The sequence below is a fragment of the Desulfosporosinus youngiae DSM 17734 genome (assembly GCF_000244895.1).
Classification (GTDB): domain Bacteria; phylum Bacillota; class Desulfitobacteriia; order Desulfitobacteriales; family Desulfitobacteriaceae; genus Desulfosporosinus; species Desulfosporosinus youngiae.
On record NZ_CM001441.1, the window covers coordinates 1805274 to 1820576 of the forward strand.

11 protein-coding genes are annotated in these 15303 nt (G+C 43.6%); all 11 read left to right on the forward strand.

Translation table 11 applies throughout. The features are described from left to right. The first annotated feature begins 211 nt into the window (after nucleotides 1-211). The 11 genes from DESYODRAFT_RS08500 (at nucleotide 212) to DESYODRAFT_RS08550 (ending at nucleotide 15216) form a co-directional block, all read left to right on the forward strand. Complete coding sequence (locus DESYODRAFT_RS08500; RefSeq protein ID WP_007781826.1) at nucleotides 212-2026, forward strand: acyl-CoA dehydrogenase family protein; 1815 nt, start codon at nucleotides 212-214, stop codon at nucleotides 2024-2026. 43 nt (nucleotides 2027-2069) lie between these two features. Further along, a complete protein-coding gene (locus tag DESYODRAFT_RS08505) occupies nucleotides 2070-3251 on the forward strand; it encodes a thiolase family protein (protein ID WP_007781830.1) in 1182 nt (393 codons plus the stop codon). Between the two features lie 18 nt (nucleotides 3252-3269). Further along, nucleotides 3270-4055, forward strand: a complete 786-nt coding sequence (locus DESYODRAFT_RS08510) for an enoyl-CoA hydratase/isomerase family protein (RefSeq protein ID WP_007781833.1) — start codon at nucleotides 3270-3272, stop codon at nucleotides 4053-4055. A 57-nt stretch (nucleotides 4056-4112) separates the two neighbouring features. Then, nucleotides 4113-5708, forward strand: coding sequence for an acyl CoA:acetate/3-ketoacid CoA transferase (locus tag DESYODRAFT_RS08515; RefSeq protein ID WP_007781836.1), 1596 nt, complete (start codon nucleotides 4113-4115; stop codon nucleotides 5706-5708). 376 nt (nucleotides 5709-6084) lie between these two features. Beyond that, nucleotides 6085-6498: a hotdog fold thioesterase gene (locus DESYODRAFT_RS08520; RefSeq protein ID WP_007781839.1), complete on the forward strand. Its 414-nt coding sequence runs from the start codon at nucleotides 6085-6087 to the stop codon at nucleotides 6496-6498. Nucleotides 6499-6680: 182 nt separating this feature from the next. After that, a complete protein-coding gene (locus tag DESYODRAFT_RS08525; protein WP_007781841.1) occupies nucleotides 6681-7022 on the forward strand; it encodes an arsenate reductase family protein in 342 nt (113 codons plus the stop codon). Nucleotides 7023-7099: 77 nt separating this feature from the next. Further along, nucleotides 7100-9649, forward strand: a complete 2550-nt coding sequence (locus DESYODRAFT_RS08530; RefSeq protein ID WP_345788221.1) for a YceG family protein — start codon at nucleotides 7100-7102, stop codon at nucleotides 9647-9649. Nucleotides 9650-9708: 59 nt separating this feature from the next. Then, nucleotides 9709-10833 carry a toxic anion resistance protein gene (locus DESYODRAFT_RS08535; protein ID WP_007781847.1) on the forward strand — a complete coding sequence of 375 codons (1125 nt, stop codon included), beginning with the start codon at nucleotides 9709-9711 and terminating at the stop codon, nucleotides 10831-10833. Nucleotides 10834-11144: 311 nt separating this feature from the next. Then, the gene (locus tag DESYODRAFT_RS08540) at nucleotides 11145-11576 is read left to right on the forward strand and encodes a MarR family winged helix-turn-helix transcriptional regulator (protein ID WP_007781850.1); all 432 of its coding nucleotides are present in this window, start codon (nucleotides 11145-11147) and stop codon (nucleotides 11574-11576) included. Nucleotides 11577-11593: 17 nt separating this feature from the next. Continuing rightward, a complete protein-coding gene (locus DESYODRAFT_RS08545) occupies nucleotides 11594-13321 on the forward strand; it encodes an ABC transporter ATP-binding protein (protein ID WP_007781854.1) in 1728 nt (575 codons plus the stop codon). Then, nucleotides 13318-15216 carry an ABC transporter ATP-binding protein gene (locus tag DESYODRAFT_RS08550; protein ID WP_007781857.1) on the forward strand — a complete coding sequence of 633 codons (1899 nt, stop codon included), beginning with the start codon at nucleotides 13318-13320 and terminating at the stop codon, nucleotides 15214-15216. Before DESYODRAFT_RS08545 ends, DESYODRAFT_RS08550 begins: the two co-directional genes overlap by 4 nt. Nucleotides 15217-15303: the final 87 nt, after the last annotated feature.

The following is a 15303-nucleotide window of genomic DNA, read 5'->3' on the forward strand; positions in this document are numbered from 1 at the left end:
AATTACACAAACAGACAAGGCTGAATTTACTAAATATGCGGTAAATTCAGCCTTGTCTGTTTGTGTGAAAATTTAAATGATTACACCGCCCATTTGGTATGGATCTTGCTTATATCTAACATCATGTGAGGCAAATAGACAATGACGGGGAGGGATCTGGTATTGTGCTCATTCTCTTTTGAAAACTTCAGATTAAAGGAGGCTTCCGAATTTGGCAAGTAATTTTTTATATAGTTCCCAGGACCATAAGTTTATCATCAAGGAATGGCTGAAAGGTGAAAGGATTTTAGGGCTGGACCGTTTTAAGGATTATTTGAGTGTGGATGATGTAGAGCAGATTCTTGATCAGGCCCTGAAGGTTTGCAAGGATGTTGTGGCTCCGACTAATGACGATGGGGATCAGATAGGTACGATTTTCAGTGAAGGTAAAGTAGTTGTTCCGGAGTCCTTTCATCATGCCTATAAATTTTTCCAGGAAAATGGCTGGGGTTCAAGCAACAAAGATGTGAAGGGTGAAGGAGCTCTCCCTGGAATTTTATTTGGCGCTGTGCGTGAGTATTTAATCGGGGCCAATCCGAGTCTGGAAACCTACATTGGGCTGACCGGCGGGATCACGGCTGTTATTCAAGAATATGGATCAAAGGAACAGGTTGAGTTGTTCACGGACAAAATGTTTCGGGGCGTCTGGAGTGCCACTATGGCCTTGACGGAATCGGGTGGAGGTTCAGACGTGGGTGATATGCTCTCAAAAGCCTATCCGACAGAAGAACCGTCAATTTATAAAATTAAAGGGACAAAATGTTTTATTTCTGCGGGAGACCATAACCTTACCGAAAATATCATCCATTTGGTATTGGCCCGGGTTGATGGAGCGGCAAGGGGTACTAAGGGTCTGTCCTTGTTTATCGTGCCTAAGATTTGGGTTAACCCCGACGGTAGTTTGGGAGAAACGAACGATGTAGCAACGGTTGGAATAGAACACAAATTGGGATATAAGGGGTGTGCAACGGCTGTTCTAAGTTTCGGTGAAGAAGGCAGATGCCGTGGGCTTCTGTTAGGCGAAGCGCCTGATGCTAAGGGCATTGGACAAGGGATGGCTCAAATGTTCAAGATGATTAACGAGTCCCGGATCAACACTGGACAAAGCGCTATGGCCGTGGCAACGGTTGCCTATAACAATGCCGTTGCCTATGCCCGGGAGCGGGTTCAGGGGAGGAAGTTCACTAATCCCAAGAGTGGAAGAGTTCCGATTATTCAGCATGAGGATATAAGGCGCATGCTTTTAACCCAAAAATCCGTGTTGGAAGCTATGCGGGCAATGATTTTTAAAGGGCACTATTATATGGATCAAATTACCTTCGGTCAGGATGAGTCTGAAGTGCGGGAAGCTAATCGCCGGATTGAGATCATAACCCCGCTGATAAAGGCCTATTGTTCGGATCAAGCTTGGAGTCTCATTGCTGATGCTATCCAGGTTTATGGTGGGTATGGCTATACCGAAGAGTATCCGGCGGCGCGCCAGGCCAGGGACAGTAAGATTTACTCCATCTGGGAAGGCACCAATTATATTCAATCCATGGATTTGGTCGGTCGAAAATGGAAACTTGACGGTGGCCATATATTCCAGGAGTGGTTTGCTGAGTTAGAAGAGTTCATTAGAGAAAACAAACATAATCATGAATTTGTCCGTGAATTTGAGATTCTATCTCAAGCCGTTCAAGCGTATAGAGAACTGCTTAATGTGGTACAGGGTTACTTTCTGAGTAAGCCGGGGTTTGTTCCTCTATATTCTACCCGGGTTCTCAGGGTTACCGCCGAACTGTATGCCGGTTGTCTTTTAATTGAGCAGGCTTTGGTGGCTGAGCATAACCTGCATAAATCCAGCGCCAATCAAAATTTTTATACGGGTAAAATCTATAGTGCCAGGTTTTACGTTAGAAATGTTGTTCCTGATGTTATGGCCACTCTTCAGGTCATTAAAGAGGGGGACAACTCTGCCCTGGATATTCCTGAAGACGCTTTTTGAATTGCTGCCTGGATGAAGGATATTAAGAAAAGGAGAGGTTATTTTGCGTGAAGTTGTTATGGTAAGTGGCATGCGTACCCCTATTGGCGATTTTTTAGGTTCTTTAAAGGACTTTTCGGCTGTCGAATTAGGGATTTTGGCTCTTAAAGCTGCCTTAAACCAAGCTAAGCTTGAACCAAATCTTATCGAAGAAGTCATAGCCGGAATGGGCAATGCGTCAGGGTGCAAGCCAAATCCTGCCCGGCAGATCGCCTTAGGCTCAGGTTGCTCAATTGAAACAGTGGCGGCCACGATTAATCAGCAATGTGCATCTTCAATGCGAGCGACAGAAATTTTGGCTCAGGAAATAATGTTGAGCAAAGTGGATATTGGAGCAGCTGTCGGCCCTGAGAGCTTGTCAAATATACCCTACTTGTTGCCCGGATCACGGAAAGGCTATCGCATGGGCCATGTTCAGGCTGTTGACGGGATGTTTGCCGACGGGCTGATTGATGCTTTTAACGACTATCATATGGGGGTTACGGCAGAAAATCTAGCGAAGATGTATAAGATTTCCCGCCTCGAACAGGATGAACTTGCCCTGCTGAGTCATCAACGGGCTTGTCAGGCCATCAAAGAAAATAGATTTATTAATGAGATTGTTCCGGTTGAGATCAGGAAAAGGAAAGGGTCAGTGTTTTTTGACACTGACGAGCATCCCAAAGCCGACACGAATCTGGCTGACCTGGCCAAGCTGAAACCCGCCTTCGCAAGGGAAGGTACTGTTACTCCCGGTAATGCATCGGGTTTAAATGACGGAGGAGCAGCCTTGATATTAATGGAGATGGACAAAGCCAAGGAACTGGGGTGCAAACCTCTAGCCCGTATTGTGGCAACCGCTTCTGCAGCTGTAGATCCAAGTCTCATGGGGATAGGAGTGGTTCCGGCGGTTAAGCGTGCCTTAAAGTTTGCTAACCTGAAGCTGGATGATATTGGTTATTGGGAAATAAATGAAGCCTTTGCAGCCCAATTTATAGCCTGTAATCGGGAGTTAAAACTGGATATGGATAAAGTTAACGGCAATGGTTCCGGTATTTCATTAGGACATCCGGTCAGTTGCACAGGGGCCAGGTTAATAGTTTCCCTCGTCAATGAGATGCGCCGGCGCGGGGTTCAGTATGGATGCGCTTCTCTTTGTGCCGGTGGTGGCCCGGGAACGGCCATTATTTTGGAATTAATCATTTGATAGATAGAGGAGGCAGCTATGAATTTTAATAATTTGTTATGGGAACAGGATGGCAAAGTAGCCATCGTCTCGTTTAATCGTCCCCAGGCAATGAACGCTCTTAATCTGGAAACTCTCGAAGAGCTGGAAAGGGTTATCTGGAAAGTGGCCAATGATAACAGTATCGGTGTCCTCATTTTAACGGGAAGTGGCGGGAAGGCTTTTGTTGGAGGAGCTGATATCGCTGAACTCCGGGCCCTGGAGAGTTCTATTGAGGGGGTTGCCCTTTGCAGACGGGCCCAGGGTATAGCCGCCGGTTTGGAGGAGATGGGTAAACCGGTTATTGCCGCAATTAATGGTTTTGCCCTGGGCGGAGGACTCGAATTGGCCCTGGCCTGCGATATTCGCCTTGCTGCTGATACAGCCCGGGTTGGGCTTCCGGAGATTAGCCTGGGAATAATTCCGGGAAACGGAGGTACTCAGCGTTTGGCAAGGCTGGTGGGCAAGGGATTGGCCAAATACCTTATCTTTACAGGCAGTCATCTTACTGCCCAGGAAGCGTTGGAACTGGGAATTGTGGAAAAAGTCTATCCTGCCGGAGAGTTGCTTGGGAAAGCTAAAGAGCTGGCAGCTAAGTTAGCAAAGTGCGCACCGGTTGCTTTGGCAATGGCCAAGCGGGCAATCAATATCGGTCTGGATACTGACTTGGCTACAGCCTGCGCCATGGAGGCTTACCTTTTTGGAATCGCCGCCGGTACTGAGGATGCCAAGGAAGGAACGGGAGCATTTTTAGATAAACGTCAGCCCCAATTTATCGGACGTTAAGGGGTGAACCTGATAGTTACGGCTAGGGGTTCAACAATTTAAAAAGGAAGTGGGAAAATGGCTAAAGTCATTGATCTTAAGGAAGTGGGAAATTTCGTAAAAGATGGTGACACCATTTATATAACAGGATTTGCAAGTGGGTATGCAGAAGACGTGATGATTGCCATTGAACAAAGTTTTCTCGAGACCGGTCACCCGCGTGAGATAACTTGTTACCATCCGGCAATAGGAAACTTTAATGATCGAGGTCTTCATCAGTTCGCCCATGAAGGGATGCTTAAGAGGGTGGTTGCGGCACATTATAAGTGTACCGGGCCTAAGGTGTGCAAGTTCGTGAACGAAAATAAGTTTGAGGCTTATAACTTGCCTATGGGGATAATCTATACTATGTCCCGCAACATTGCCGCTCGCCGGCCGGGAATATTGACAAAGGTAGGCTTGGGAACCTTCGTGGACCCTCGGGTCGAAGGAGGGAAGATTAACCAAAAGGCCAGGGAAAATGAAGATCTTGTCGAGGTTGTCCAATTTGACAACGAGGAGTGGCTCTATTACAAGCTGCCTAAAATTGATGTCACTCTCATCCGGGGTTCTGTGGCTGATGAAAACGGCAATATCTCATTTTATCGGGAAGCTATTCATGTAGATTGGTTTTCGGCGGCTCAAGCTGCCAAAGCCAGCGGCGGTATAGTCATTGCTCAGGTTGAAACGATTGTAAAAGCCGGAACCCTGCATCCTAAAGACGTGAAAGTTCCGGGGCTGGTCGTTGACTACCTGGTACTTGGCAAGCGGGAGCACCACTATCAAACCGTATTAGACTATTTTAGCCCCGTCTACAATGGAGATATAAAGGTTCCTATTAATTCAGAGATACTGCTGGAAATGGATGAACGAAAAATTATTGGCAGGAGAGCTGCTTTAGAATTAACCCTTGGTGCAGTTGTTAATCTGGGGATTGGAATGCCCGAGGCCGTATCGGCCGTGGCGGCAGAGGAAAATGTTACTCGGCTTTTGCATTTGACAACCGAGTCAGGCGCGATTGGCGGCGCACCGGCGCCGGGCTTGGAGTTCGGCCATGCGATTAACGCCGATGCTGTCATTGGGTCCCCGAATCAGTTTGATTTCTATGATGGGGGCGGACTGGATGTAGCATTTCTGGGAGCAGCGGAGATTGACCGCTATGGCAATGTCAATGTCAGCAAACTAAAATCGGCACCGATTGGCTGTGGAGGTTTTATCAATATTACTCAAAATGCCAAAAAGCTGGTGTTTTGCGGGACCTTCACTACCGGCGGCTTGGCCGTCAAAATCGCTGATGGTAAATTAACCATTGTGCAAGAGGGAAAAAATAAAAAGTTTATTGCGGATGTACAACAAATAACCTTCAGCGGCAAATATGCTGCCAGTATTGGCCAGCGCGTTCTGTATGTAACCGAAAGAGCCGTTTTTTTGTTTACGGCGGAGGGCTTGGAATTGATTGAAATTGCTCCAGGAGTTGATCTTGAAAAGGACATTCTGGGACTCATGGATTTCAAGCCGATTATAAAAAATGTAAGAATGATGCCCCGGGAGATTTTCCAAGAAGTATGGGGTGTATTGGCCGAAACGATCTCGCCGGCACAAGGAAACTCCTTAGAATTAGCAAGCCTTTCATGATTGAAAATCCTAATTTTCAACTCCAAAATGGGTACAGGTAGCAAGAAGCGTCCTTCTCTCACGCTAAACGTGGGATAAGGACGCTTTTCTTTAACGATTATTTTGACGAAAGTGGGGCTGTGATAAAACGATCAACAAGTTTTCGCACAGCCCCGTTATAATTTTTGGTCAAGCTTTTTGAGATGCTCCACCTGGTAACTGGGGATAATACCCAAGATCCTTCGGCAATGAAAATCATCATGCTTCAGCTCTGTTACGATTAGCAAAGGCTTGAAGGCAGGCACCTTATCACCTATAATAAAATAGTTGGGTTTGGATTGATAGTTAGACGGTGTTATTATGTAATGAATTTAAATTAACCTAATTGGGAGGATTTATGGATAACGTTGCTGGGAGAGGGATTACTAAAGATACTTTAATGGAGGCTTTAGGAATCCAGGTTGTGGAACTGAACGAACAGCGGGTTGTGGCAACGATGCCTGTCATGGAAGCAACAAGGCAGCCGTTTGGAATGCTGCATGGGGGAGCCTCGGTAGCTTTGGCGGAAACGGTTGCCAGCGTGGGAACCTTCAATTTGATCGACCAGGCTAATCAACGAGCGGTAGGGTTAGAGATTAACGCGAATCATATACGTGGCAAGCGAGATGGAATCGTTACCGCAGTGGGTATCCCCCTACATAAAGGCCGGACGACAATGGTTTGGGATATTAAAATCATGGATGAAAACGAGAAGTTAATCTGTGTCTCCAGATGTACCATGGCCATAGTTAATATAAATAGAGAACGTTAAGTTTTTGCCATAAAGCAGCGCCGCTTGCCTCCACACAGGTCAGGGGCGTTTAATGTTTATTCGCTTCTAGAAAAGGGATTCAATAGCTTACTGTAGAATATTTAAAGAAGCCGAAGTATCACAAGGGATTAATATTGCCATAATTTAAGTAGATAGTGATTTAAGGAGTAGACGGGTTAAGGATGAATATTCAAATATTCGGGATTAAGAAATGCTTTGATACTAAGAAAGCTGAACGATATTTTAAAGAGAGAAAGATAAACTACCAATTGATTGATCTGACCCTAAAAGGCTTGAGCAAAGGTGAATTACAAAGCGTTAAAGGGGCTGTCGGATTAAAAAACCTGATTAATCCTAACTCTAAGGATTATAAGCGGCTGAATATGGACCGCATAATTTCCGAAAGCGGCAGGGAAGAGCTCTTGTTAAATAATCCCGGTCTTTACAATACCCCTGTGGTGCGGAATGGGAAACGAGCGACTGTGGGCTATGAACCGGCCATATGGGAGTCCTGGCAAGACTAAAGGAGTGAGAAGTTACGGAGACAAGTAAGGACAATAGAACTATCTTAAAACAGTCCAATGATATTTTTAAAGACATACTGTCTCCTTTAGCAGAAAGGGGGACTAGTCCCTATACGTATTTTTATCGGATCATAGGATACGAGGATCAAAGGGAATATCTGGCGAATATTAAAGAATTAGATGAGAAATTAAAATTAACAGGAAACTATATAGTTTTTGACAAAACTATCCCGGTCAGCACAGACTCGGTAACCATAGAGCGGGTCAGGAAATTGTTTGAGCCAGCGCCCCTTAAGGATTATAGAAATGGAGCGCTGATTAATGTCTTGGAATCGAAGGGCTTCTTTTCGGTCAGTTCAGATATTCGGGTCAATCAAAGAATCAAACAAGCATTTGGCATTGTACTTAATCACTATTTAAAGAATGAAAAATCCCCAAACTTAAGTATTCTAATGAACTTTTGTACTAAGATTCTGCTTTGGTTTGGAGATTATGGCAAGCATAATCGTAATAAATCGCCCTATAATCCTAAGGTGATTTATTGGGGAAGCCCTCAAAAACATGAAATTTATTTTCTGATCCTGATGTCTCTCATAGGGTATGATGTGCTTGTTCTGAACACATCTTTTAAAGATAAGTTCGAGAAAGTAGATAAAGATAATCAGTTTTCGATGGTCATTAAACATTCCAAAGAACTGCTGATCGATGATTTTCCCGGCCGCAAGATTCAAGAGCAAGAAAATACAAAGACTGATACTAATACTAATACGGCTGCTAAGACCAGGACTGGGACTAGGGCGAACCCGAGTGGACTTGTCCGGCCAGCGTTAAACAGCGAAACGCCGGTGACGAAAGCTTCTGCTGACGATAGTATACGGCGGGTAGCATCGCCGAAGGAGGAGTCTGTCCCGACCAATCGCGCTTTAAACCGTCAAAAGGATTTAACGGCCCGCTTGCTGAACGATCCTGTCCTTGTGGTAAAACTGAAGAGAACTGAGAAGATATTTGAGGAAATCCTTGTTCCATTGAACAGCAGAACGGGTTATGTGGGTGAGCCTTATCCTATTCTTCCAGCCTATTTCGTACGCTATATCGGAGTACCCAGCTCAACGGATGATTGGGAAGCGGAGTATTATAATAGTCTTTATAATTTGGACAAAACGTTGCGAATGTCAGGTTTGTATCTGAAATTTTCAGAAGGCATTCCCGCACCCAGTGCGGAGGAAAGTGCCTTAATTCCTCATAATCTAATCAGTTATGCGTTTCAGGACCGGTTTGAGATTATTGAACAAACTCTGAGGGCCAAGCTGCTTCCTCAAACCTATGATGAGCTTTTAGACAATACAATCAGAAAAACCTTTGTTGACATAGTCCATCTTTTCGCAGAGAAAAGCAGTAATGCTAATACATCCATCCTCTTAAATTTCTCCTTAAAACTAATCAGCTGGTTAAACCGATACGTGCCCCAACTATTTCCAAGGCTGAATCGCAACCGGAAATCCGGGAATCCAGGTCAGAATTATGAGCATAATCCTAAAGTTTTATTCTATGGACCCATTAAAGCTCATGAGATCTTTCTTCTTACTGCCTTTCACAAGCTGGGATGTGATGTTCTTTATGTTCATTCTGAGGAAGAAGGAGACAAGCCGTTTCAAAGCTTTGATGAGGAAAATGCCTTAACTCATCTGATTAGAAACAGGCATAATCTATCCCTAGCCCCCTTTCCGCAGGGAGAGAGATTGATTCGCAAAAGTACTATTGCTTATAATGCATCTAAAGAAATCGAGGAAGTGATCTACAGCGAAGAGGTCGGACTTTTTAAACCGTGGCAGTTTGAGAGCTATGGCACTCAGCCTATAACCTTGAAAACAACCTATGACGAACTTAAAATACTTTGGAAAGAACCTGTAAAACTCCGGCCGGAGTTCAAAATTCAGAATAAGAAAGTCTATGTCCCCAACTTATTTGCCAAAATCAATGGAGTCAGCGAGGACCTGAATGACTATTGGCAGGACCTCAAAGAACTTTCCTCTGCTTCTAATACAAAGCTCATTGAAGCTGTGCCCTTCACAAAAATAACCTATTCCAAACAAGACCTCTATCAGACCAGTTATTTATTGAACAAAAAAGGGCTTTTAGAAGAATTCGAAGCTGCCAAAAGCCGTCATTACAAGTTTGGGCATCTTAAAGCGCCCTTACAGCATTTTCTAATCGCAAAGATTAATGAACTGTTATTATCTGAAATGTTCTTAGGAACCGTCGATAAAAAATTTAAACTAAAGATCATAATGACGATCCTGACGATGGATGATGAACTTCTCAGGCTCATTGAAGTATTTGATTATCCCCAAGAAGTTCCCAAAGTTATTGTTTATGATAATAAAAAAGAAACCTTCACTGAAAGTGATAGTATTATGCTTGCCTATCTTAACTTAATTGGGCTTGATATCGTTGTCTTTACGCCTACTAACTATAAAACTATTGAACATTATATTAAGCCGAGTCTTTTTGATTGTCATCAGTTACCGTTCGTAAAATATGATTTACAGCTTCCTGCTTTAGATAGTATTCAGACGAATCCGACGCCAAAACTTGGGCTTTTGTCTCGTTTGTTCAAACTTCGTTAATCATGGGAGAGTGGTTTAAGCGGGTAAGGGTAAAATTTTAGTAATAAGGGGGAAAAAACTTGGAGATTCAAGGATTTACAACAAAGTTAACTGAAGATAAGAGCCTGGTGCCGGTACAAGTTCCTGACTTTGATCTTGAGAAGCAGAAAAACGAAGTCATGACGAAGGTCATGGACGGCCCTGAAGTACGCAGTATTGTACGGCAGATCAACATCGAAGATGTAAATTCGATCATGACATTTGGTAAAAATACGGCTGAAGAAGTGTCCAGGTTCTCAGATGCTATTCTTCATTCTATGCAGGCGACCAAGGTTGAGGATTCAGGGGAACTATTGATTCAGCTTAATAAAATTATGGATAAGTTTGATATCAAAGACTTTAAAGACAAACCACCGGGATTCCTGGAAAAAATCTTTTCCAAGGCTAAGAATTCCGTTGACGCACTTTTCAAGAAATATAATTCCATGGGTGATGAAGTCGATAAGGTATTTGTTACACTCAAAAAGTATGAAGCTGAAATCGGCACCGCTAATAGACACCTTGAGGACATGTTTAATAAAAACGTTGAATACTACGAGCAGTTGGGGCAATATATTTATGCCGGTCAGGTTGTCCTGGCCGAACTGAAAAATAATATCATCCCTACAGCTCAAGCCCAAGCCAATCAGTCGGGAAATCAACTCGATCAAATGAAGGTCAATAACCTCTTGCAGGTGCAAGAAATCATGGAACAACGAATCTATGATTTGCAGCTCGCTGAAAATGTCGCTGTCCAAAGCATGCCAACGATTAAAGCCATTGAATACGGTAATTATAACTTAGTTCGTAAAATCAACTCCGCTTTTGTCATTACTATGCCGATTTTTAAACAATGTTTGGTCCAGGCCATCATGTTAAAGCGCCAGTCAGTTCAGGCTAAGGCGATGAGCGCTTTAGATGAGAAGACAAACGAGCTTTTACTTAGAAATGCTGAAAACACAGCGCTTCAATCAAAAATGGTTGCCAGCCTTGCTACAGGAAGTTCCGTAAATATTGAAACCTTGGAAAAATCCTGGCAGACGATTGTTAAAGGGATTGAAGAAACAAAAGCAATCCAGGAGGAAATGAGACAAAAACGCCTGGATGGGACTAAGCGTTTAGAGGTTCTCAAACAAGATTTTGTAAACCGCGGGATCGTCAGGTAAACAATAAAACGAAAGCGTTCTCATTTCACTTTGACTCCGGTTTGACAGTGAAATGGGAACGCTTTTTAGCGCCCATAATTTTCTGGGGTGAAAAGGAAATATTTTGAATCCAGGTCAGACGATTTATAAAAAAACCTGGAATTGCGAAGGCCAATCTTGGCTAATGTGACTTAGGAATATCCATTGTTTTCCAAATAAGTATCGAAAAGCTTAGGTTTATAATTGACATTCATATAATTCCGGAGTAATATTCTTCGTGCACGAAGTATTCGCATACAAAGGATATGGGTTGGAAATAAGGAGCTGAGAGAATGGACACTTTAAATGAAAGCACAAACGTCGCAAACCTTTTCCGGGAAGTAATGATACTTTTCAGAAACAGTATGGGTAAAGTGTTTGAGAATTCAGGCATAACCCCGCCGCAAGGTATGGTTCTGGGAATCCTGAGTAAGGAAACTAAACTGAAAATTACTGAACTCAGCAGTAAATTGAGTTTATCCAATAGTACCACATCCGGTATTGTGGACAGGCTGGAAAAGCAAGGAATGGTAGAACGAGTCAGAAGTGAAACCGACAGAAGAGTTGTCTATGTTCGGATATCTCCGGAGTTTAAAGAAATTCATCAAAGCTTTCATAATCAGTTTGAGAAAAATATTGAAAACGTCATGAGTAAAGGGACTTCAGAAGACTTGGCAAAGATATACGAAGGCTTGAGCACTCTTAAAAAACTGTTAAGTGATTAATATTGGAGGTGATATCTATGGTAAAGCTGTTTCGATTACTAAAACCGTATACTGCCTATATTTTTGCAATTGTCGCGCTGCTCTTTGTACAAGTAATGTCAGATCTCTATTTGCCGACGTTAATGGCCGACTTAGTCGACATAGGTATCGTCAATAAAGATATTAACTATATCATAAGAATCGGCAGTTTTATGCTGCTCATTGCAGCAGGAGGGACATTATGCGCAATTATCGCTGCCTTCCTGTCCTCAAAGACAGCCGTAGGCTTTGGGAAAATAGTACGGGAAAAACTCTTCAGCAGAGTCGAAAGCTTCTCTCTTCATGAGTTTGATAGCTTTGGGACTGCCACGCTGATTACCAGGACAACGAATGATGTAACTCAAATCCAAAATGTGTCGGTTATGATCCTGACGATGATGGTGACCGCCCCGTTAACCTCGATCGGTGGAATTGTGATGGCGCTGCGGCAAGATACTTCATTAGCCTGGGTGCTTGTGGTTGTAATCCCCATATTATTCAGCATTATTGGAGTGACGCTGTATAAAGGACTGCCTTTATTCAAATTGATGCAGGAAAAGCTGGATAAATTAAATTTAGTTTTAAGGGAAAACCTTACAGGGATTAGGGTCATACGTGCCTTTAATCGTATCGATAAAGAAAAAGTGCGCTTCGATGACGCTAACGCAGATCTTATGAACAACGCTATTAAGATTAATCTAATCATGGCTGCTTTGATGCCGGTCATGATGCTGGTCATGAACCTTACATCGGTAGCCCTTGTTTGGTTTGGTGCGATTAGAATTGACTCGGGAGATATGCAGATCGGATCTCTCCTGGCCTTTATTCAATATGCGACCCAGATTTTATTCTCTTTGTTGATGTTAGTGATGTTGTTTATTATGATCCCCCGTGCTGAGGTTTCCGCAGTCAGGATTAATGAAGTTCTTGAGACGGGATTGGATATTAAGGATCCTGAAACCCCAGTAAAAGCAGATCATGCCAAAGGAGTCGTTGAATTTAAGGATGTTTCCTTTCGCTATCCCGGTGCGGACCAACCTGCCCTCAGTAAAATAACCTTTACGGCGAAGCCGGGGGAACTGGTGGCAATTATCGGAGGAACCGGTTCAGGTAAAACAACCTTAATCAATTTAATCACCCGTTTCTATGATGCGGAAAACGGATGTGTTCTAATTGACGGGACAGATGTCCGGGAAATGAGTCAGAAAGCCCTGCGCGCTAAGATAGGTTTTGTTCCTCAAAAGACAGTCCTTTTTTCAGGCACGGTTGCGGAAAATATTCGATATGGCAAGCAAGATGCCACTTTAGAAGAGATCAAGCATGCAGCCGATGTGGCTCAAGCGACTGAGTTTATCTCAGAATTGGAGAAGGGTTTCGAGTATACTATTGCCCAGGGGGGAACCAACCTTTCCGGAGGACAGAAACAACGTCTCTCTATTGCCCGGGCCTTGGTGCGAAAACCTGAAATCTATATTTTTGATGATAGCTTTTCCGCTTTGGACTTCAAAACAGATGCTAAGCTGCGGGCTGCTTTAAGACCTGAAATTGCTGAAGCTACGGTATTCTTAATTGCCCAGAGTGTTTCAACGGTTAGGGATGCAGACAAAATTATAGTTTTAGATGAGGGACTGATCGCGGGAATGGGAACTCATACTGAATTGTTAAATACTTGTGAGGTGTATCGTGAGCTTGTGGCTTCACAACTGTCCGAGGAGGAATTGAGATGAGTGGAGAACGCAATACCAAAAAGGATAAAGGCTTTTCCGGCGGCGGGCCGGGAGGTCCAATGGGATCTCTCGGCAAACCAGTGGTAAAAGCTAAGGATTTCAAAGGAACCCTCTTAAGGCTTCTGAATTATCTGAAGCCCCAGAGAACTAAATTTATTATCGTGTTTCTTTTCGCCGGACTGAGTACAATTTTTAGTATTCTCGGACCCAAAATTATGGGGAAAGGAATCACTAAAATCGGAGAAGGCTTTGGGGCCAAAATGGCGGCGCTGCAGATGGGAAAGCCTGTTCCATCCTTGGATTTTACCTATATCGGGCATATCGTCCTGATTCTTATTGGGCTGTATCTGATCAGTGCCGCATTTGGTTATATACAGCAGTATATTATGGCTGGAGTTGCCCAGAAAACAGTTTACAAGCTGCGTAAGGACGTTGATGAAAAGCTTGCCAAATTGCCGCTGAGGTTCTTTGATGCCAGGACTCATGGCGAGATTTTAAGCCGGGTTACCAACGACATTGATAATATTTCGACAACCCTGCAGCAAAGTCTCACTCAGCTCATAACCTCGATTGTCACCCTGATTGGGGTTGTGGTTATGATGTTGTCAATCAGTCCTTTGCTGACCCTGATCGTAATTTTAACCTTACCGCTTTATATGATTGTCACGATGAGCGTTGCCAAACGTTCTCAAAAACACTTTGCGGCTCAGCAAAAATCCCTGGGCGAATTAAATGGACATGTTGAAGAAATGTATTCCGGTCACAAAGTCGTTAAGGCCTATGGGCGTGAGGATGAATCCATAGGAACCTTTAATAAGATTAATGAAAGACTGTACTCGGCAGGCTATAAAGCCCAGTTTATTTCCGGCGTAATTATGCCTCTCATGAGATTCGTCAGTAACCTTGGTTATGTGATTATTTGCGTCGTCGGCGGAGTTTTTGCAACCAGAGGGCTGATAACTATTGGAGATATTCTGGCCTTTATTCAATATTCCAGGCAATTCACCCAGCCTATAGTACAGACCGCTAATATAGCTAATATCATTCAATCAACGGTTGCCTCGGCTGAACGTGTTTTTGAACTGCTGGATGAGGAAGAAGAAGTACCGGATTCAATGGAGGCCAAGGTGATAACCTTCCCTAAAGGAAATGTTCGATTTGAAAATGTGGATTTCAGTTATAATGCTGAAGAATCATTAATTAAAGAAATCAATATTGATGTTAAACAGGGCCATACTATTGCTATCGTTGGTCCAACGGGGGCAGGCAAAACCACACTTGTCAATCTATTAATGCGGTTCTATGAAATAAATGCCGGCAGAATAACCATTGACGGAGTGGATATCAGGGATATAAAGCGCGGTGCTTTACGCAGCATGTTCGGTATGGTGCTTCAGGAGACGTGGCTGTTTAATGGAACAATTCTTGAGAATATCGCCTATGGCCGTGAAGGGGCTACAGAAGAAGAGGTAATTCGGGCATCCAAAGCTGCTCATGCCCACCATTTCATCAAGACACTTCCCGATGGCTATCAGACAATCTTAAATGAAGAAGCCTCCAATATTTCTCAAGGGCAAAAACAGCTTCTCACCATTGCCCGTGCTATCCTGGCTGATCCGGCTATTTTAATTCTTGACGAAGCGACGAGCAGTGTTGACTCAAGAACTGAAGTGTTTATCCAAAAAGCGATGACAGAACTGATGAAGGGAAGGACCAGCTTTGTCATTGCCCATCGCTTATCGACCATCAGAGATGCAGACCTGATCCTGGTCATGAACCAGGGGAGGATTATTGAAATGGGTAATCATAAGGACCTGCTTGTACAGAATGGTTTTTACGCGGACCTTTATAACAGTCAGTTTGCGGGAGCGAACTTAGAGGTTGAAGTGGTATAAAGTCCTTGGCCTTGCTGTAGTTCAAATTCGGATCCGGATCCGAATTTGAGGAGGTAAGCTGTTCGGTACAATTTGGATTAAGCTTGG

What these genes read in the sequence shown, in the direction of transcription:
- DESYODRAFT_RS08525 (WP_007781841.1), top strand. Translation starts at nt 6,681, where the DNA reads ATGAATATTCAAATATTCGGGATTAAGAAATGCTTTGATACTAAGAAA.
- DESYODRAFT_RS08515 (WP_007781836.1), top strand. Translation starts at nt 4,113, where the DNA reads ATGGCTAAAGTCATTGATCTTAAGGAAGTGGGAAATTTCGTAAAAGAT.
- DESYODRAFT_RS08520 (WP_007781839.1), top strand. Translation starts at nt 6,085, where the DNA reads ATGGATAACGTTGCTGGGAGAGGGATTACTAAAGATACTTTAATGGAG.
- DESYODRAFT_RS08550 (WP_007781857.1), top strand. Translation starts at nt 13,318, where the DNA reads ATGAGTGGAGAACGCAATACCAAAAAGGATAAAGGCTTTTCCGGCGGC.
- DESYODRAFT_RS08545 (WP_007781854.1), top strand. Translation starts at nt 11,594, where the DNA reads ATGGTAAAGCTGTTTCGATTACTAAAACCGTATACTGCCTATATTTTT.
- DESYODRAFT_RS08540 (WP_007781850.1), top strand. Translation starts at nt 11,145, where the DNA reads ATGGACACTTTAAATGAAAGCACAAACGTCGCAAACCTTTTCCGGGAA.
- DESYODRAFT_RS08510 (WP_007781833.1), top strand. Translation starts at nt 3,270, where the DNA reads ATGAATTTTAATAATTTGTTATGGGAACAGGATGGCAAAGTAGCCATC.